The sequence below is a fragment of the Lichenicola cladoniae genome (genome assembly GCF_013201075.1).
Classification (GTDB): domain Bacteria; phylum Pseudomonadota; class Alphaproteobacteria; order Acetobacterales; family Acetobacteraceae; genus Lichenicola; species Lichenicola cladoniae.
The window spans coordinates 1,922,731-1,940,786 of sequence record NZ_CP053708.1 but is presented as its reverse complement, the minus strand read 5'-3'; the positions used below and the strand labels follow the sequence as shown (position 1 = coordinate 1,940,786).

The following is an 18,056-nucleotide window of genomic DNA, read 5'->3' as shown; positions in this document are numbered from 1 at the left end:
ACCGTCACCATCGTCGTCGACAGCCCACCCTGTTACCATCGTTACAACAGAGCTGAAGTCTGCAAGGGTAAATTTTACGCGCGCGGACCGGTCCAGGATGGGATCGAACTGCTTTACGGGGCTGCACCTAACGGGATACCGCAAGGCCAGTGATCGCTGGACCGACGATCATGCTGATCAGGTTGAAGAACTTGTAAAACTTATTGGTCTTCGCATTGGCGATATAGACGAGGTCCTTGTCCTTCATGGCGAACTTTTGCGCCACGAAGTAGCTGGTCGGGTTCATCATATCGAGCTTGTAGACCACGGGAGCCAGCGCCACCCCCGGCCGCACCGGCAGACCCATCCGAACCGCCGCCTGCCGGTCCTCGAACCGGAACAGGAACACCGCGTTGGGATCGGCCCGGTCGTCCAACGGGCCGCCAATGCGGGCCAGTGCTTCCGCCAGGCTGAGCTCCGGTGTATCGAACGCCGTCTCCGAAACCTTCGACGTCGCCCCGAACACGGTGAATGACCGCGGCTGATACGTCACCTGGATCCGGTCGCCCGGCACCAGCGTTACGTTCTGGTCGGGCTGGTCCTGCAGTATCCGGAGCGGGATGCGCGCGGTCCGACCGTCTCGATTCAGCTGCACCACGGTGTCTTCCGGCGCATGTTCCGGGCCGCCGGCGATCGCGATCATGTCCAGCAGCCGCTCATGCGCGAGCGTGAGTGCGTCACGCCCCGGCTTCTTCACGTCGCCTGATACGATCACGGCATTCGTGATATCCGTGCTGATCCGCACCAGCACCTGTGGGTTCTGCGACTGGCCTTTCAGGCCGCCCTTGATGGCCGCCGCCAACTGTGTCGGCGTCCGCCCCGTGGCTTGCAGCCGCCCCACATACGGCACGTCCACCGCCCCGCTGCCGTCGACCACGATCGGTGGCAGGTTCTCCGACGTGACACTCGTGCCCGGGCCGGCGCCGCCCATCAGTGGATTGGATCCGCCGCCCGACGACATGCCGCCCGCACTGCCACCGCCAAACAATCCGCTGCCGAGTTCGAAGATCGAGACCTGCAGCACGTCGCCAGGACCGATCCGGTCGCCCCTCAGGCGATCGCGCATTCCACCGCCCAGGGCCGAAAGCAATGGCGGCGACTGAGTAGCCAGCATGCTGATCACCGAGGGATCCAGTTGCACGATGCTGAACCCGAGCGGATTGGTCTCGGGTTTCTTCGCGTCGTTGAGGATCTTGGACTCGACCGGCCCGCTGTCGGGCAGGGTATTGCATCCCGCGAGCAAGATTATCGGTAGCAACATCGTAAGGGCTGCATTCAGAGCCGGCCTGACGGAACGACCCTGGACGTTCCTGCCTGTCGCGGGCGGACGGAAGGGACCCGCGGCCGCATCGGACCGATAACCCGAAGCTGTGTCGAACGGTCTGTCAGGCATGCAGGCGCTCACGCGTGTTGGGGTCATGGATCAGGCTGCCCATGCGCCGAAGAGGATGCCGTGATACATCTCGGCCAGTCGCTTCTGGTATGCCGCCATATCGAATTTTGCGGCCTGTGCCGGGCCCGCGGCACGAAGCATGTCGCAGCCTGCATCGTCCTCGTCGAGCCAGCGGATCCCGGCGGAAATCGATGCCGTATCGTATGCATCGACGAACACGGCGGAGTCTCCCGCAACCTCGGGTAAGGCGCCCTCCCGCGAGGTCAGGACAGGGGTACCGAAAGACAGCGCCTCCAGCACCGGCAATCCGAACCCTTCGGTCAGGGATGGAAACAGCACGGCACGGGCACTGCCGATCAGGTTCATCAGCACCGGCTCCGGGAGGTATTCGAGATGGATGATCCGGCCGCTCTCGGTGCCGCGCTTGAGAAAGCGGAGCTCGTTCTCCGACTTCCACGCCATCGCCCCGACGAGAACCAGTGGCCGGGTGGTCTGGGTTGCGAGGAAGGCCTCGATCATCCGACCAATATTCTTTTTCGGCTCCAGCGATCCGAAGAACAGAAAATATCCGTCCTCCTGCAGGCCGAACAACCCGTCGAGTTCAAGCGCCGACTCGAAGCTGCCTCGCGCGAACGCCATCTCGTTCGACCGGAACGACTGATAGGTATTGAAAACGCGCGGTTCTGACTTCGGATAGAACGAGATGATGTCGCGCCGCGATGCATCCGACACGGTGCACAACGCGTCGGCCTGCGCGGCCAGGTCACCGATCAGCCTGTAATGATAACCCTTGTCGTCGAGCGTCGTGTGCGGCAACCGCAGTGGCACCAAGTCGTGAATGGTATAGACGTTCTTTGCACCGCGCAGGCGGATCGGCAGCGGATAGGTCCAGTGCATGATCGCCGGAGCATCGGGAATGGTGATGGTCAGGAAGCGGCGCGTCCGCTTGTAGTGTTGTGTTGCAATCCGAAACAATGCGGGCACATTCAGGATCCGATCGTAGGACGGCATCCGGTGCAGGAAGCCGCGAGACTCCACCCGGCCGCTCATCGGCACATCCACCGCCGCATGACCGGACCACTCGGCTCGGCGATCGTCGATCCAGCGCCGGCTGAACGGTTTTGGCCGCCTGGCGATGTGTTCCTGGTCCAGACTGTCGAAGAATATCACCTCTCGCAGAGCCAGCGACGTGCGGCGCGAGATGTTCATACCGTAGACCACGTCCACCTTGTGGCCCATGTCGGTCAGGCAGTGACTGAGCGTGCGCGCGTAGGTCGCAACACCCGTTCCACGGCTCAACGCAAGGTTGAACCCATCGACACCCACACGAAAACTAGCGGAACCAGGCACGAAACGACCTTCCGTAGTCATCGTGGCACCACAGACGGTTTGTCGGTGCCAACCAGGTTTTATCGAGCCCCATTCTAGTTGATCCCCACCGGCATCGGAAGGGAGCCCGCCAGGACCTGGTGATATAACCGGTCCAGCCGCTCGCCGTATGCCTCGATGGAAAACAGGCCTGCCCTTGCACGCCCTGCAGCGCCCAGGCGCGCGCAAAGTTCGTCATCCCGGTCGAGCCTCGCCACGGCATCTGCAAGTTCACCGACATCACGCGGATCGGCGAGCAGCGCGGCCCCGCCGGCAATCTCTTCGGTAGCGCCACCGCGCGAGGTAAGGACCGGCGTACCCAGCGTCATCGCCTCGGCGATGGGAAGGCCGAACCCCTCCGCGAGCGAAGGAAACACCAACGCGCGCGCGCACCGGATTGCCTGGACCAGCGACGGTCGGCCGATCCAAGGCAGCCGTAACACCCGGTCTGGATTGGGGTGAAGGGACAGGGCTGCAAGTTCCGTCGCGGCGTGGTCGCCATCCGGGCCGATCAGCACCAGCATGCGCAGGCTGCCGCTGCGTCCGTGGGCGGCGATCAAGCGGGCGATGTTCTTGCGTCGTTCGATACTGCCTACGTACACGAAGCTGCCGGCCGGACACGGAAGGGGCGCATCCGTCGCCTCCGGCGGCAGATCGACGGCCTGGTAGAGATTGACCACCTTCTCTGCCGGCACGCCCAGTCGCCGGATGATATCCGCACGCACGGTTTCCGATACGGTGACGACATAGGCGGCCCGGGAGGTTGTCGCGCGGAGCATGCGCTCCATGCGGATCGCACAGATGTCGGTCAGATCCGGCTCCAGCAGCGGGATCAGGTCGTGTACGGTAACGACGTTCGCCACGCCGGCGACATGCAGTGGCAACGGATAGGTCCAGTGCATCACTGCAGGCGGGTCGGGCAAGGTCACGGTGAGCAGGCGCCGGCGGATGTTGAAATGCACCTGGGCGATCCGGAACACGTCCGGCGCTAGCCAGGCCATCTCGCCATCGAACATGACGGGTTTCGCGATCGCGGACTGTCGAACGGCAGACAGGAAGCGCCGAACCTTTGCAGTCGGGCTGTGCGTCGAGCGGGTTGTAGCGGCAGCGGGTGCATCGATCACCCTCACGGACCGCCACCGGCGGTCCCCGCAGGTTCGCGCCAAAGTAGACGCGTAGTTCGCAACACCCGTGCCATTCGGGCGACCGATATTGCGACCGTCGATCCCGATGCGGAACCGGTCAGTCAGCACGACGATCATGACGCCGCCGCATCCCGGTCCCGAACACCCGATCCCAGAAAATGCCGGTGGTCGCGTAGTTGGCATCCTGCTCGGCGTAATGATGACGAAGGTGATGCAGCTTCAGGCGCCTGGCGACTGCTCCCCGCATCGGCAGTTGATGACAGGCCCAATGCACCGTGTCGTACATCACGTAGCCGGCCCCGAAGCCCAGGAAAACGGCGTGACCGAGCGGGCCGAGTGCCAGGACTGCCAGGCCCCAGAACGCCGCCCCGAGCGGGAGGCTTACCGTCAGCGGCATGATCCCGCGGAGCGGATCAGCCGGGTCGGCGTGATGGTTTTCGTGCAGAAGAAATATCAGCCGGCGCCCGTAGGCCGACTTCATCTTCAGGTGGAACAGGAACCGGTGCATCATGTACTCGGCCAGGGTCCATAAGATGACACCGAACAGGGTCGCGATCCCAAGACGCTGCCAGCCCATGTGGGCCGATGCTACCGTCGTCACCCATGTCAAAATTAAGATCCAGACAGAAAAGAAGACTGGAAATGGCGTAAGGGTCGTCAGCTCCATGAACTGGTTCTGGAACAGCCGAACCCGCGCAGGGTGTGGGGGAATCGAGAAGAGCATAGATCGCTCCCTAGCACATCGAAGACAGGTGAAACCGACTAACCATCGTTTCTATTTTTGCAACGGCTCGGAACCAATACGCAACGCGTATGATCAGCGAAACCTTCGATCAATGTTCGTTAACGTTCTTTAAAATTGGATTGTTCCAACAAATCTGGCCACGTGCGTCCTGTGGGTCTAGAGGCCCATACGCGAGGACGGGTGCGCCGTTCCTGCCGGCTGCGTCTTGACCTGCAAGCCCAACACCGAAATGCGGAAATCGAGGCGAGCACGATCCGCCCTGCACTTTGGCGACAGGTAAATAACTGATCCGATTGTGTAAGCTGGCGGATGAGGTGGGATTCGAACCCACGGTAGGCTTGCACCTACGGCGGTTTTCAAGACCGCTGCCTTAAACCACTCGGCCACCCATCCGGTTACCGCTCCGGTGGCGGCTTCTATGCCTCACCCCACAGCGGCAGCCAAGAGCCCCTGCCCTTAGGGCACGCGGCGCCAGGGCAGTCGGCGGGTTGGAGCAACCACGAAGGGTCCGGGTGATACGCTCGTCGCGGGCTGCGGCCTTACCCAACTGGAAGCCGAGGCACTTGCCGGCGGAAGCCTTGGCTCCTGCCGCAAGGCGAGCGTCGGCCGCTCCAGTTCCGGCAGGCGATACGTCCGCACTGCGGGGACGACGAGTGGGACCCGTTGCGGCTCGTCGGCTACGCGGGGCCTTGCGTGCTCTACCGGCAACAGACCGTTGAGGATGACTTCCAGTTCGCGCTCGTCCGGTGGGACCGCCGACGTCAGCGCGGCTATGTCCGATGCGCGACGATGACGCTCAGGTAGCGCGAGGGTGGGGGAAAGCATCGGAGACGCTGCCGCGATCGGCACAGGGGTTCCCGCTCGTGGCTGCAGATCCGCAACGAGGAGTTTGGGGTCAGCAACGGGGCTGTCCCGTTCACCGGCAGCGGGCATCGGCGGAGATGGTTCGACAGAAGCGACCACCGGCGTCCGTGCCGTTCGCTTCCGTGCGACCTTCGGCACCTTCGCGGCAGCACCCTGAGGCTTCCCGGGCGGGGCTCTACCTGAGCCGACAATGTCGGCGGGATCGCGGCTCGACATCGGTGGCAAGACCCCTGACCGGGTGATGGGACGGAACGAGATGACGGAGACCGTCACAACGGGCCGTGGCAAATATCTCGATAATGTGACAACGTTCCTGCGCTGGCACTGGTCTCTCGGTGGCGTGACCACCTGCACGACCTTGGGCTATCCTAGCGGCTGGAGTTTCGGCAAACACCTAGTAAATGGCTTCGTCGAGAATTTCGTCATAACAGTGTCAGGTGGACCGGATGATTCCCTTGCGCCTGTATCCGGCCCGGCCGGATCAAGCCTCTAACGGATCCAGCCGGTGATGGCCGGAGCCAACCGAGCGTCCGTCTCGATCGCATCGCCGACCGATGCCAGGATACCGGTTGCGGACCTGTTCGCGAGCTACGGGATGCCGCGCTTCTTCTGCGAGATTATGAACACGCTCGGACCGCTCGATCCGACCGTCCAGATGATCCATGACCGGCTCCAGTCGTTCGACGTGGACGAGTTGCGCCGCCGCGCGACGTCGGCCGAGGCCGAGCTCTATAATCTCGGGATCACCTTCACGGTCTACTCAGACCGGGACGCGATCGACCGCATCCTGCCTTTCGACCTGATCCCGCGCATCCTGACCGCCGGCGAGTGGGAGCTCGTCGAACGCGGCGTGGTCCAGCGGGTCACCGCGATCAACAAGTTCCTGTGGGACATCTACCACGACCAGAAAATCCTGCGGGACGGCATCATTCCGCGCGACCTGGTACTCGGCAACGTCAACTTCCGTCCCGAGATGATGGGGCTGGACGTTCCGCTGGGGGTCTACGTGCATGTGAACGGCACGGACATCGTGCGCGACGAGGCCGGCCGGTTCCTGGTGCTCGAGGATAATGCCCGGACGCCGTCGGGCGTGTCCTACGTCATCGAAAACCGGCACATGATGCTGCGGGTGCTGCCCGACCTGCTGTCGGGCATCGGGATCCGGCCGGTCGAGGAATACGGCCTCAGGCTGAAGCAGGCGATGATCGAGATCGCCCCGGCCGGCGTGAGCGATCCGCAGGTCGTGCTGCTGTCGCCGGGCATCTACAACTCGGCCTATTTCGAGCATGTATTCCTCGCACGGGAAATGGGCGTGCCGCTGGTCGAGGGTCGTGACCTGGTGGTCGAGAACGCCAGGGTGTTCATGCGAACGATTGCCGGCCTGCGACCGGTCCATTCGATCTATCGCCGGCTCAACGACGATTTCCTCGATCCGGACGTGTTCCGGCCGGAAAGCCAGCTCGGCGTACGCGGGCTCGTCGATGCCTGGCGCCGCGGCAACGTGGCGATCGCCAATGCGGTCGGCACCGGTGTTGCCGACGACAAGGCGATCTATGCCTACATGCCCCGCATCATCCGCTACTACCTGGATGAAGAGCCGATCCTGAACAACGTCGATACGCGGATCTGCCGGGAACCCGATGGCCTCAAATATACGCTCGACAACCTCGAGAAGCTGGTCGTCAAGCCGGTCGGGGAGTCGGGCGGCTATGGCCTCATCATCGGGCCGCATGCCACCAGGGCCGAGCTCGACGAGTTCCGGATCAAGCTCAAGGCCGATCCCGCCAACTACATCAGCCAGCCGGTCATCAACCTCTCCACCGCACCGACCCTGTGCGAGGGCGGCGTCGAGGCCCGCCATGTCGATCTGCGCCCGTTCGCGGTGACCGGCGCGTCCACCTGGGTCCTGCCGGGCGGCCTGTCCCGCGTGGCGCTGAAAAAAGGCTCGCTGGTGGTGAACTCGTCCCAGGGTGGCGGCTCCAAGGACACGTGGGTGCTGTCATGACCATCGTCACGCCGGCCCTCCCGAACGACGAGCGCATGGATGCGCCGATGCGGACCCAGGCGCTGCTGTCGCGCTATGCCGAGAGCACCGTCTGGCTGGCCCGGTATATGGAGCGGATCGAGAACCTCGCCCGCATCCTCGACGTGACCGAGAGTTTCACCCGCACCAGCCTGGTCGAGAATGGCTGGCGATCGGTGATCCAGATCAACGCCGACGAGGAGCGTTATTACAGCACGCGCACGGAGGCCGACGTTCGCGGCGTCACCGAGTTCTATGTTCTGGACAGGGACAATCCGAATTCGATTGCCAGCATCATCGATGTCGCGCGGGAGAATGCCCGCACCCTGCGCCCGCTGATCTCGACCGAGATGTGGACCCACATCAACGTGTTCCACAACTGGGTCAGGCGCCTGAACAGCAACGATATCCGCTCGTCGCAGCTCTCCGCACTCTGCGCGCGGCTGAAGCAGGAGTGCCAGACCCACTATGGCATCACGGAAGGAACGTTCTATCGCGACCAGGGGTGGTACTTCTATTCGATCGGCAAGTTCCTGGAACGCGGCGACCAGACCACCCGGCTGGTGGACATCAAGTATCACACGCTGCTGCCGCGGGAGGCGGGCGTCGGCAGCCAGGTCGATATCAGCCAGTGGAGCGCCGTGCTCCGATCGGCTGCGGCGTATCATGCCTATCGTCGCGTCATGCCCAGCTCGCTCAGTCCAGCTTCGGTCGCCGGGTTCCTGCTGCTGAACAATGCGTTTCCGCGCTCGCTCGTGCTGACCCTGCGTCAGGTCTACTGGGCGGTCGGACAGCTTCGCACCGATTACGGGCTGCGTCGGGGCGGTGCCGCCCTGGAACGAATGGATGAGCTTCGCGCGGCGCTCACCGACCAGACCATCGAGCAGATCATCCTGCGCGGGCTGCACGAGTTCCTCGACTGGGTGCAGGTGCAGCTTCGCCTGATCCAGAACGACATCGCCGACGCGTTCTGGACGATCGAACCTCCCTTGCACGCATCGGAGTTCGGCACGCAGACCTTGGGCACCATGACCCAGAGCCTTGGAACGATGACCCAGAGCCTGGGCACCATGCGGCAGACGATGGAAACCGCTGGTCCGGCATCGAGCCGGCAGTCGCAGAACTAGGACCGCCGCGCAACGCGCCACAATGCATCCGTACAAGTGATTGCAGCTGGCATCGACGCTCTTGGCCGCACGGGCCCGGTGACGTGGGTCGGGGTGCCGGAACCACCAACGCTTGAGGGAGCCGAGATCATGGAAGGCACGACCGCCGTTCCGATCGCTGCCGCTGCATTCGTCGGAACGCACTTCCTGCTATCCCACCCGCTACGCCGGCCGATCGTGCGAAGGCTGGGAGAAACTGGCTTCCTCGGGATCTACTCGCTGGTGGCGATCGCCACGCTCGGGTGGCTGGTGGTTGCCTACCGCGCGGCGCCGGCCACGGCACCGCTCTGGCCGGTGAATGACGTGCTCTGGGCCGCCGCGACGATCGTGATGCTGGTGGCATCGGTGCTGCTGATGGGATCGCTGGTGCGCAACCCGGCAACGCCGAACCCCACCGGCACGGGGACTGCGCCGGACACGGCAAGCGGCGTGTATGCGATCACCCGCCATCCGATGCTCTGGTCGTTCGCGCTCTGGGGGCTCTGCCACATCGCGGTCTATCCGGTCGCCGCCAACATCGCGGTTGCAGGCGCGATCATTGTCCTCTCGCTGGTCGGGGCTGCGCTGCAGGACCGCAAGAAGGAGCAGCTGCTGCCGGAGATGTGGCCGGCCTGGGAATCCAGGACCAGCTACTGGCCGTTCGCGGCGATCGCGCAGGGTCGGGCCCGTCTCGGTGCGTTCGGGATGCACGAACTGCTCGGCGGGCTCGTTGTCTGGCTGGCCGCAACCTGGGCCCATCTGCCGCTTGCCGGCTGGGCGGCCGGGATCTGGCGGTGGGTCTAGCTCAGCGCACGGAAAAAGCCCCGGCATCCACAGGATACCGGGGCTTCTCGCTCGTTGACCAGGCTTCCGGCACGATCCTTCGCAGGACCGTGCCGGTCTCGGATCAGGTCGGCGGGGCTGCGGTGGTGTCGGCGGCCTTGGCCTTCTTGTTGGCTTCGTGATGGCCGACGGCGCAACCGGCCGCGGCACCCATGACGCCATGATGGCCGGCAACGTGACCGGCGACACCGCCGACGGCGGCACCCTTGAGGCAGCCCTTGGCCATCGCCGGGCCGGAGAATGCGGCGCCGAGGGCAAGAGCAACAGCCAGGAGGCCGGCGGTGGGAAGACGAACGGTCATGGCATAGATCCTTTTGCGTGCAGGAGCCTTCCTACGCGGAAGCGGCGACGACGTTCCCGTCGTATCGCCCCCGGGCAGTGGTTCTATGTCAGAGTGTGCAAGAACCGCGGCTTTATTAAGGTCTAGTGCTGGGTCCAGCCGACATAGCTGTCGACATTCGCTTTCGTGATCAGCTTCGGTGCCATCAGGGTGATTTTTTCGGCCGGGGGATGGCCATCCAGGATCTCGCGGCCTGCCTTCACGGCGAGGCGGCCCATCGTGTAGGGGTCCTGCGACGCGGACGCCTCGATCAGGCCGTTCGCCTTCAGGGACGAGACGATGTCCGGCGCGCCGTCCACCGAAGTGATGACGATGCCGTTGCGATGCTGCTGCTTTGCCGCAAGCTCGGAGCCGATCGCCTGCGGATCGTTGATCGCGAACACGCCGTTGATGTCGGGATAGCGGATCAGGTAGCCCTGCATTACCTGCAGGCCGCCGTCGCGCGAGCCCTTGGCATCCTGGTCGAAGGACAGGATCTTGATATCCGGCGACTTGGCCAGCGCGGTCTTGCAGCCCTTCACCCGGTCGGTCACCGAGGACACCTGTGGGCCGTTCTCGATGATGACGTTGCCCTTGCCGCCGAGCTTCTGCGCGAGGAAGGCGCAGGACTCGCTACCGGCCAGGGTGTTGTCGGTCATGATCGTCGCATCGGCACCGTTCGCCGCGACATCGGCGGCAACCACCGCGATGCCCGCTTTCTGCGCGCGCTTGATCGCCGGCAGGATCGCGTTCGGATCGACCGCGTTGATGACGATCAGGTTCACGCCGGCGGCGATGAAGTTGTCGATCTGGGTGAACTGCTTGTTGAGATCGTAATCGGCCGAGACCGACGTGACGGTAACGTTGGCACCGTTCGCACGGGCTTCGGCGGTGATGCCCTTGGTCAGCGCCACGAAATACGGATTGCCCAGCGAGCCCATCGTCACGCCGATCGAGGTGAGCGGCTTCGCCATGGCCGTGCCGCCGAAGACCGCGAGGGCGGTTGCGAAAATGCTGCCTGCCAGGCGGGCCCGGCTGCTGATCGAACTCTTGTGCATCGTCATGTTTCCTCTGACCGCCCCGTTTGTTCGTGCGCACGGCAGGCGGGGCGATCCCGCCATGCGTAGATGGTCAGGTGCGAACGCCGCTGCCCTGCCGGAACCGATCAAGCGCCACCGCCCCGATGATGACGAGGCCCTTGACGATGAATTGCCAGATATCGGAGACGCCGACGAGGATCAATCCGTTCGACAACACCGCAATGATCAGCGCGCCGATCAGCGTGCCCCAGATCGAGCCGATGCCGCCGACGAACGAGGTGCCGCCGAGGATGACGGCCGCAATGGCATCGAGTTCGTAGGACTGGCCAAGCTGCAGGCCGTTGGCGGCATAGAGCCGCGCCGAGGACATCACGCCGCCGAGCCCGGCCAGCAAACCGGAAAGTGCATAAACGAACAGCAGGATCGCCGGCACGTTGATGCCGGACAGCCGCGCCGCCGCCGGATTGCCGCCGACGGCATAGATCCGCACGCCGAGCACCGTGCGGCGGAGCACGAACCAGGAGATCGCGATCACCGCGACGGCGATGATCGCGAGCCACGGGATCGCCACGCCGGGGAACACCGTCACCCCGTCATTGCCGATCCAGGCGTAGCTGAGCTGCGGGTTGAACACCGTGTTGTCGGCGCCCATCAGGCGGGCCAGGCCGCGCACCGCGGTCAGCGAGCCGAGCGTCACGATGAATGGCGGCAGGCGCACCAGTGCGATGAGCGCCCCGTTCAGCAGGCCGATGACCAGGCCCACCAGCAGACAGACCGGGATCGCCAGGAAGCCGAGACCGGGTACCAGCGACATGATCAGCGCGCCCATCGCCGACGCCGCCAGGATCGAACCGACCGACAGGTCGATACCGCCGGTCAGGATCACGAAGGTCATGCCGGATGCGAGCACGCAGTTGATCGCCGCCTGCTGTGCGACGATCGAGAGGTTCTGCACCGACAGGAACCGGTGCCCGCCGAGCAGGTGGAAGCCGATCGCCAGGATGACCAGCACCGGCAGCATTCCCGCCGCCTGGATCATCGAGCGCACCTGCACCTGGCGCGCGGAGAGGCCGGCGCCGGACGCGGCCGGACCGGGGGGAGGCATCGCGGCGGCGTTGCCGGCAGGGCCTGCGGGAAGCTCGACTGGTTTGTCTGACATAGCGTTAAGTCCTCAGGCCGCCAGGCCGGCTGCGAAAACCATGACGTTCTGCTGGTTGATCGGCTCGCCGCCCGGACCGCCCACGACCCCGGCGATCGCGCCCTCGCGCATCACCAGCACGCGGTCGCAGATGCCGACGATCTCGGGCAGGTCGGACGAGATCACCAGCACGCCCAGGCCCGACTGGGCCAGCTCGTCGATGATGCGATAGATCTCGGACTTGGCGCCGACATCGACGCCCCGGGTCGGCTCGTCGAGGATGAGCACCTTCGGGCCGGTCTCGAGCAGGCGTGCCAGCAGCACCTTCTGCTGGTTGCCACCGGACAGGCTGCCGACCTGCACCGCAGGACTTGCGGCACGGACCCGGAACGACTTGAAGGCGCGCCCTGCCCGCTCCCTGGCCCGCGCCAGGTTGAGCCTACCGCCGGCCCCGGAATCGCGATCGATCACGCCCAGGTTGATGTTGGCGCCGCACGACATGTCCAGGAACAGGCCGAGTCCCTTCCGGTCCTCGGTGAGATACGCGATGCCGGCATCCAGTGAGGCCTTCGGGCTGCGCAGCGACACCACCTTGCCGTTCAGTCGGACCGAACCGCCGGCCTTGCGATCTGCGCCGTAGATCAGCCGGGCCAGCTCGGTGCGCCCGGCTCCGACCAGGCCGGCGATCCCCAGGACCTCGCCCTTGTGCAGGGTGAACGAGCACGGCCGCACCCGGCCGCCGTCGGTCACGCCATCGACCTCGAGCACCACTTCGCCGCGCATCGCGTTCGCATCGTGCTGCTTGGTATAGAACGAGGACAGGTCGCGGCCGACCATCATGCGCACGATCGCATCCGCCGAGAGCTGTTCGCGCTCGAGGGTCCCGACATAGGCGCCATCGCGAAGAACCGTGACCCGGTCGGCAAGCTCGTACACCTCGGCCATGCGGTGCGAGATATAGATCAGCGCGATGCCCTCGCTGCGGAGCTGGCGGATCAGCGCGAACAACCGGTCGGTCTCGCGCGCCGACAACGCCGTGGTCGGCTCGTCCAGAACCAGTATGCGGGATTGCCGGTACAGTGCCCTTGCAATCTCGACCAGCTGCTGCTCGGCGATCGACAGGGTGCCGACCAGGGTTTCCGGCCCGAACGGGGTGCCGAGCCGCTCCAGGACAGGACGGCATGCGTCGATCATCGCACGCCGGTCGAGACGCCCGCCGGCCCGGCTCATCTCGTTGCCGAGATGGATGTTTTCCGACACCGTGAGGTTCGGCGCCAGCGCCAGCTCCTGGTAGATGATGGCGATGCCTGCCTGCTTGGCCGCCTGCGGACTGCCGATGCTGATCGGCTTGCCGAACACCTTGATCTCGCCGCCCGGGTCGGCCTGGTAGGCGCCGGACAGGATCTTCATCAGGGTCGATTTGCCGGCGCCGTTCTCGCCCATCAGCGCCAGGATCTCGCCACCCCAGGCCTTGAGCTCGACGCTGGCAAGTGCGCGCACGCCCGGAAATGTTTTCGAGATACCCTTCATCTCCAGGGCCGGCGGCCCTGGATCCTCGCCTCTATCCATTTCGTTCCCCGGGATCATTGATTCTTGATTGGGTCGAAGTAAGCCCCTGTTGGCACGCCAGCGCAACAGTGCGTGTGATGGCTTGCCGGATGCTAGATCGGACGCCGCGCAGACCAGATTTCACCCGCCCTCCGGTCGGCCGCCGCAGCCTCGATCCCCGGCTCCAGCGCAAGCAGCGCGAGCGTGATCGTGCCGATTACCGTCTGCACCGCGGCATGCTGTTCGTCCTCGCCGCGCCAGACGCGGACCAGGCCGGCGACGGTATCGGCCCCACGCGGTTCGGACGGCGATGCCAGCGCCGGCAGCAGCAGTTCGGACCGTCCGGTGTCGTGGCGCCATACATGCGCGGCGGTCGCCTTCGTGGCGGGTCGCTCGGCCTCGCCGCCACCGCCCTTGATGACCAGCAACGACCGGCGCTGCAGCCGTTCGGCCACGCCCAGGTGCAGTGCGATATAGGCCGGGTGGAACACGCCATCGACCGACGCTGCCGCGTTGCCCGGATCGAGCAGGCGCGCCACCGTGTTCACAGGCGAGCGCAGTCCGAACAGCCGCCGCATGTCCAGCAGCCGGTCCACGCCGGGAGCGAAGCAGTCGACCGGCCAGTAGGCGAAGCCGCGCCGGTCGAGGGCGTCGCCGACGCCGGCCGCATCGGTCGACACCGCCTGTCCCAGTCCGGCCAGTGCGTCGCCGACCGAGATGGCGCCGGAGAACGCGTTGGTCCCGTGCATCAGGACGCGAAAGCCGGCCTGCGATACGGCCAGGGCGGACAACAGGAACCAGGGCGCACCGCGCGTGCGGCCTGCCCCGTAGCTCGGCCAGTCGAGATCGACGCGCCCGACGGCATGCTCGCCGGCGCCGGCGACCGACGCACGGGCCGCCTCGACCAGTCCGGTGATCTCGTCCGGGTCTTCGCCGCGATAGCGCAGCAGCATCAGGAACGCGCCGAGCTGCGCCGGATGCACCGCATCCGACAGGACCAGCGAGAACGCATCCCGCGCTTCCTCCCGGGTCAGTGCGCGCGACTTGCCGGGGCCGCGACCCAGCGTGGCGACGTAGCCGGCGAAACGCGCCTGGCCTTCGGAAAGCTCTTGGTCCATGGCACTGCTCACCGTGATCGACTCATGCCATGGATTTTAGTCGAATCAGCGGCAACTTGTCATAGACTGGGGCGGTGAATGCGCTGACGCCGATCCATACCCGCCTCGCCATCGAAGTCGTACACGACTTCGTGTGCCCGTGGTGCTACCTGGGCGTGCGCCGTCTGCTTCGTGCCCTCGCGCTGCGTCCGGACGACCGGTTCGAGATCAACTGGCGGCCGTTCCTGCTCAACCCCGATATTCCACGCGAAGGGCTCAGCCGGCCCGACTACGTGCAACGCAAGTATGGCGGCGAGGAACGGGGCCGCCGCCTCTATGCGTCGGTCACCGAACTCGGCCTGCAGGACGGCGTCGCGTTTCGGTTCGATCGCATGACGCATATCCCGTCGAGCGTCGATGCGCATCGCCTGGCCGGCTGGGCGGCGAGATTCGGCCCGGCCGACGCGCTGGTGGAAGCGTTGTTCGCCGCGCAGTTCACACAGGGACTGGATATCGGCGATCTCGACGTGCTGGCCGGGATCGCCGCGGCCGCGGGCCTGGACGAGAGCGCGGCCTTCGCGTTCCTGCGCTCCCGCGAGAATGCGGACATCGTCCATACGGAGAACCTTCGCGCGCACCGTCGCGGCATCAGCGGGGTGCCGTGCTTCGTGTTCGCCGGCCGCCTTGCCGTGTCGGGCGCCCAGGAGACGGAGGTTTTCCTGCGCCTCCTGGACGTGGCGACGCTCGAGGTCGCTACTTCCTGACGGCGGTCACCTCGATCTCGACCAGCCAGCCGGGATTGGCCAGGGCCGCGACCTGGAAGGCGGACCGGGTCGGCAGGTTCGGCTGAGCCGTGGTGCCGAAGAACTGGGTGTACGACTTCATCATGCCGGCGAAGTCGAGCTTCCCGAGCTTCGGATCCGCCACCATGTAGATATGCATCTGCACCACGTCGGCGAAGGTCAGGTGCAGCTCGGCAAGCGATGCCTGGATCTTGCCGAGCGCGCTCTTGACCTGGGTTTCGGTATCGCCATACGCCGCCATCGTCATCGGCTTGGCGTTCTTGTCCGATATTTCGGCGCCCATGCCGGACAGATAGATCGTGGTGTAGCCTGGCGGAACTTCGATCGCCGAGGCGATCGGGAACTTGCCGGTGGCGTGCCTGATCAGGTCCGCCGCCGAGGCCGGTGCGCCATACAACGCCGTCGCGGCCAGCATCGCGGACAGCACGGCAGCCGGAATCATCCTGGTCATCACGCTCATTTCTCCATCGTGGGGGCCGCGCCGCGCACGGCGGCGACGTCTTCCGGCTTGGACTTGTCGGTGTAGTTGTTGCCGAAATTGCTGCGCACGTAGTTCACCACCGAGGCCACCTGGGCGTCGTTCAGCATCGTTCCGAGCCAGGGCATGCCGCCGTAGCCGTTCAGCACGACATAGATCGGATAACCGGCGCTCTTGAGCTTCGGGTTGCCGGCGAGTGCCGGGATATAACCCGCACCGACCGCGCCCTTGGCGTTGGCCATGTGGCAGCCCTGGCACACCTGCTGGAAGATCACCGCGCCGTCGGTGCTGGTGGTCGACTTGCCGGCGACGTTGGATGCCGCATCCGCCAGCGCCTGACTGGACGGAAGCGAAAACAGCGCCGCGATCGCCAGGGTCGCGGCGATGGTTGAGAAGGTCGTGCTGGAAAAAGCCGGGCGCATCATGCGGTTCCGATCGCGCGCTGGTGGAGACGGGTAATGGCGCTGACCGACGACAGGATGGCGCCCTCCTGCCAGCATCCGACGTAGGAGGCGTGCTCGCCGGCGATAACCAGGCGGCCATCGATTTCGGTCAGCGGCTTGTAGTGCGCCTTGCGGCTTTCCTCGCTCCAGGTCGAGCAGCAGCCGAGCGTCCATGGCATCCGGCTCCAGGCGACGGCGACGCCGTTGCTGAACTCCTTCCGGTATTGCTTGTGGATGAGACTGCCCTGCTTGAGCGCCGCCTCGATCCGCTCCTCCGGTGTCATGCCGGCGAACGAATAGGCGGCGGGCCCGAACATGTATCCGCCGAGCAGGACGCCCTTGTCATTCGAGAAGTAGTTCGTGCTCGGATACGAGATCTGGCTGATCGGCTGGTCGGTGAAGCTGATGCCGCCATAGATCTGCTCGTCCTGCTCCCAGAACCGCCGATTGAATTCGAGACCGACCTTGACCGAGGAGGCATAGGGCACCGCCTTGATCGCCGCCTTCATCGGCGCGCCCGCCTGCACCTCGATTTCCGCCAGGATCGGCAGCGGGATCGTGCAGACGCACCAATCGGCCTTCGCCTCGCCCGCGGCGCCGCCCTTGCCGTTGTCCAGGAAGCTCACGGTGACACCGTTCGCATCCTGCGCGATCTTGGTGACCTTGATGTTGTGGGTGACGAGATCGTTGACCTGCTTGGCGAAACCCTTGCCGATCATGTCCATGCCGCCGACCGGCTGGAACATCGTCGTCTGCATCTCGTAGCTCATGTTGAACGACAGCCACTGCCACAGGCCGGACTTCATGATCTCGCTGCGACCCATCACGGTCGACGGGACCGGTGCTCCGTCCGGACCGCCGCCGGCCGGCTTCGAGTTGCCGCGCCGCAGGGACACGAAGTCGCTGGTCTTGTAGGCGTAGTCCTTGTCCAGGAGGCCCCAGCCGCGCATCGCATCGAGCAGGTCGCGCTTCTCGTCGGCGCTGACCGGCTGATCGAGCTTGTCCTGGTTGATCGCCTTGGCCAGAAGCTCGGCGGTGTGGCCGGTAAAGTCCGACATCACGTCGCGGTACCGCTGCGGCTGGCCGCCGAAGGCTTCGGTGTTGTGCAGATAGGTGTTGTGGTTGACCTCGATAAACGGCTCGAGCTGGACCCCGAACAGCTTGCAGTAATGCAGCAGCCCCTGGTGGTGATACGGAATACGCCATGGTCCGGGATTGATGTAGTTGCCGGATGCGAACTTCACGTTCTGGGTCGCGCCGCCCAGCTCGGTCAGGGTGTCGCCGCCGCGGAGGGTGATGTTGCGGCCGCCGGAGCGCGTCTGGTACTCCAGCACGCGCACGCTGTAGCCGGCCTTGCGCAACTCGTAGGCCGCCAGCATGCCGGCCAAGCCGGCACCAAGCACCAGCACGGAAGTCCCTTTTTTTGCCCCGGACAGGACCGGTGAGCCCGTGAAGTCGGTTCCGGCTGCGTGGCCGAGCTGTGTCATTGCCTGATACATGGCGACACTGCCGGCCGCCGCTCCGATGCGCATCAGCAGTTGCCGTCGGGTCGGCTCCAAGGCGTGCATTCGATTCAAGGTGCGGTGCTCCAGGTCGGTATCGAGATCGCGCTCTCGATAGACCTG

General features: G+C 65.1%; 17 protein-coding genes and 1 tRNA gene. 5 read left to right on the top strand and 13 right to left on the bottom strand.

Annotated elements, in window-relative coordinates:
* Positions 1 to 127: 127 nt before the first annotated feature.
* From HN018_RS08975 to HN018_RS08955, 5 genes are all read right to left on the bottom strand, one after another.
* Entirely contained in the window at positions 128 to 1,300 is a 1,173-nt protein-coding gene (locus tag HN018_RS08975) for a polysaccharide biosynthesis/export family protein (RefSeq protein WP_171835887.1), read from the bottom strand.
* A 162-nt stretch (positions 1,301 to 1,462) separates the two neighbouring features.
* Complete coding sequence (locus tag HN018_RS08970) at positions 1,463 to 2,782, bottom strand: glycosyltransferase family 4 protein (RefSeq protein ID WP_239479158.1); 1,320 nt, start codon at positions 2,780 to 2,782, stop codon at positions 1,463 to 1,465.
* A gap of 74 nt (positions 2,783 to 2,856) precedes the next feature.
* On the bottom strand, positions 2,857 to 4,062 hold the full coding sequence (locus HN018_RS08965; RefSeq protein ID WP_171835889.1) for a glycosyltransferase family 4 protein: 1,206 nt from the start codon (positions 4,060 to 4,062) through the stop codon (positions 2,857 to 2,859).
* Complete coding sequence (locus tag HN018_RS08960; protein ID WP_239479271.1) at positions 4,043 to 4,546, bottom strand: sterol desaturase family protein; 504 nt, start codon at positions 4,544 to 4,546, stop codon at positions 4,043 to 4,045. Before HN018_RS08960 ends, HN018_RS08965 begins: the two co-directional genes overlap by 20 nt.
* Before the next feature lie 447 nt (positions 4,547 to 4,993).
* A tRNA-Ser gene (locus HN018_RS08955) sits at positions 4,994 to 5,083 on the bottom strand.
* A 661-nt stretch (positions 5,084 to 5,744) separates the two neighbouring features.
* On the opposite strand from HN018_RS08955, the gene HN018_RS08950 reads away from it, so the two are divergent.
* The 4 genes from HN018_RS08950 (at position 5,745) to HN018_RS08935 (ending at position 9,526) form a co-directional block, all read left to right on the top strand.
* Positions 5,745 to 6,047, top strand: coding sequence for a hypothetical protein (locus tag HN018_RS08950; RefSeq protein WP_171835891.1), 303 nt, complete (start codon positions 5,745 to 5,747; stop codon positions 6,045 to 6,047).
* Between the two features lie 102 nt (positions 6,048 to 6,149).
* Positions 6,150 to 7,559 carry a circularly permuted type 2 ATP-grasp protein gene (locus HN018_RS08945; protein ID WP_239479270.1) on the top strand — a complete coding sequence of 470 codons (1,410 nt, stop codon included), beginning with the start codon at positions 6,150 to 6,152 and terminating at the stop codon, positions 7,557 to 7,559.
* Positions 7,560 to 7,606: 47 nt separating this feature from the next.
* Complete coding sequence (locus HN018_RS08940; protein ID WP_338034020.1) at positions 7,607 to 8,704, top strand: alpha-E domain-containing protein; 1,098 nt, start codon at positions 7,607 to 7,609, stop codon at positions 8,702 to 8,704.
* 36 nt (positions 8,705 to 8,740) lie between these two features.
* Positions 8,741 to 9,526, top strand: coding sequence for an NnrU family protein (locus tag HN018_RS08935; protein WP_204259709.1), 786 nt, complete (start codon positions 8,741 to 8,743; stop codon positions 9,524 to 9,526).
* 103 nt (positions 9,527 to 9,629) lie between these two features.
* Here HN018_RS08935 and HN018_RS08930 read toward each other — a convergent pair whose 3' ends face one another.
* From HN018_RS08930 to HN018_RS08910, 5 genes are all read right to left on the bottom strand, one after another.
* Entirely contained in the window at positions 9,630 to 9,866 is a 237-nt protein-coding gene (locus HN018_RS08930; protein WP_171835893.1) for a hypothetical protein, read from the bottom strand.
* A gap of 122 nt (positions 9,867 to 9,988) precedes the next feature.
* Positions 9,989 to 10,942 (bottom strand): ABC transporter substrate-binding protein, encoded by a 954-nt coding sequence (locus HN018_RS08925; protein ID WP_204259708.1) that lies wholly within the window; start codon positions 10,940 to 10,942, stop codon positions 9,989 to 9,991.
* Positions 10,943 to 11,015: 73 nt separating this feature from the next.
* Positions 11,016 to 12,083: an ABC transporter permease subunit gene (locus HN018_RS08920; protein WP_239479156.1), complete on the bottom strand. Its 1,068-nt coding sequence runs from the start codon at positions 12,081 to 12,083 to the stop codon at positions 11,016 to 11,018.
* Between the two features lie 12 nt (positions 12,084 to 12,095).
* Positions 12,096 to 13,631, bottom strand: coding sequence for a sugar ABC transporter ATP-binding protein (locus tag HN018_RS08915; RefSeq protein ID WP_171835895.1), 1,536 nt, complete (start codon positions 13,629 to 13,631; stop codon positions 12,096 to 12,098).
* A 92-nt stretch (positions 13,632 to 13,723) separates the two neighbouring features.
* Positions 13,724 to 14,728, bottom strand: a complete 1,005-nt coding sequence (locus tag HN018_RS08910) for a glycosyl transferase family protein (RefSeq protein WP_171835896.1) — start codon at positions 14,726 to 14,728, stop codon at positions 13,724 to 13,726.
* Positions 14,729 to 14,802: 74 nt separating this feature from the next.
* Between HN018_RS08910 and HN018_RS08905 the strand changes: the two genes are divergently transcribed.
* Positions 14,803 to 15,471, top strand: a complete 669-nt coding sequence (locus HN018_RS08905; RefSeq protein WP_171835897.1) for a DsbA family oxidoreductase — start codon at positions 14,803 to 14,805, stop codon at positions 15,469 to 15,471.
* Here the strand turns inward: HN018_RS08905 and HN018_RS08900 are convergent.
* Genes HN018_RS08900 through HN018_RS08890 form a run of 3 tightly spaced genes read right to left on the bottom strand, consistent with a single transcriptional unit; the run spans position 15,461 to position 17,999 of the window.
* A complete protein-coding gene (locus HN018_RS08900) occupies positions 15,461 to 15,961 on the bottom strand; it encodes a RidA family protein (protein ID WP_408886770.1) in 501 nt (166 codons plus the stop codon). The genes HN018_RS08905 and HN018_RS08900 overlap by 11 nt on opposite strands.
* 5 nt (positions 15,962 to 15,966) lie before the next feature.
* On the bottom strand, positions 15,967 to 16,413 hold the full coding sequence (locus HN018_RS08895; protein WP_239479155.1) for a c-type cytochrome: 447 nt from the start codon (positions 16,411 to 16,413) through the stop codon (positions 15,967 to 15,969).
* A complete protein-coding gene (locus HN018_RS08890; RefSeq protein WP_239479268.1) occupies positions 16,410 to 17,999 on the bottom strand; it encodes a flavin monoamine oxidase family protein in 1,590 nt (529 codons plus the stop codon). The genes HN018_RS08895 and HN018_RS08890 overlap by 4 nt, the downstream gene beginning before the upstream one ends.
* Between the last annotated feature and the right edge of the window lie 57 nt (positions 18,000 to 18,056).

Excerpts from the sequence above, each read along its gene's own strand:
- HN018_RS08915 (WP_171835895.1), bottom strand. The coding sequence starts at position 13,631 with ATGGATAGAGGCGAGGATCCAGGGCCGCCGGCCCTGGAGATGAAGGGT.
- HN018_RS08920 (WP_239479156.1), bottom strand. The coding sequence starts at position 12,083 with ATGTCAGACAAACCAGTCGAGCTTCCCGCAGGCCCTGCCGGCAACGCC.
- HN018_RS08940 (WP_338034020.1), top strand. The coding sequence starts at position 7,607 with ATGCGGACCCAGGCGCTGCTGTCGCGCTATGCCGAGAGCACCGTCTGG.
- HN018_RS08975 (WP_171835887.1), bottom strand. The coding sequence starts at position 1,300 with ATGTTGCTACCGATAATCTTGCTCGCGGGATGCAATACCCTGCCCGAC.
- HN018_RS08900 (WP_408886770.1), bottom strand. The coding sequence starts at position 15,961 with ATGACCAGGATGATTCCGGCTGCCGTGCTGTCCGCGATGCTGGCCGCG.
- HN018_RS08890 (WP_239479268.1), bottom strand. The coding sequence starts at position 17,999 with ATGCACGCCTTGGAGCCGACCCGACGGCAACTGCTGATGCGCATCGGA.
- HN018_RS08910 (WP_171835896.1), bottom strand. The coding sequence starts at position 14,728 with ATGGACCAAGAGCTTTCCGAAGGCCAGGCGCGTTTCGCCGGCTACGTC.
- HN018_RS08930 (WP_171835893.1), bottom strand. The coding sequence starts at position 9,866 with ATGACCGTTCGTCTTCCCACCGCCGGCCTCCTGGCTGTTGCTCTTGCC.
- HN018_RS08965 (WP_171835889.1), bottom strand. The coding sequence starts at position 4,062 with ATGATCGTCGTGCTGACTGACCGGTTCCGCATCGGGATCGACGGTCGC.
- HN018_RS08945 (WP_239479270.1), top strand. The coding sequence starts at position 6,150 with ATGCCGCGCTTCTTCTGCGAGATTATGAACACGCTCGGACCGCTCGAT.
- HN018_RS08950 (WP_171835891.1), top strand. The coding sequence starts at position 5,745 with ATGTCGGCGGGATCGCGGCTCGACATCGGTGGCAAGACCCCTGACCGG.
- HN018_RS08925 (WP_204259708.1), bottom strand. The coding sequence starts at position 10,942 with ATGCACAAGAGTTCGATCAGCAGCCGGGCCCGCCTGGCAGGCAGCATT.
- HN018_RS08895 (WP_239479155.1), bottom strand. The coding sequence starts at position 16,413 with ATGATGCGCCCGGCTTTTTCCAGCACGACCTTCTCAACCATCGCCGCG.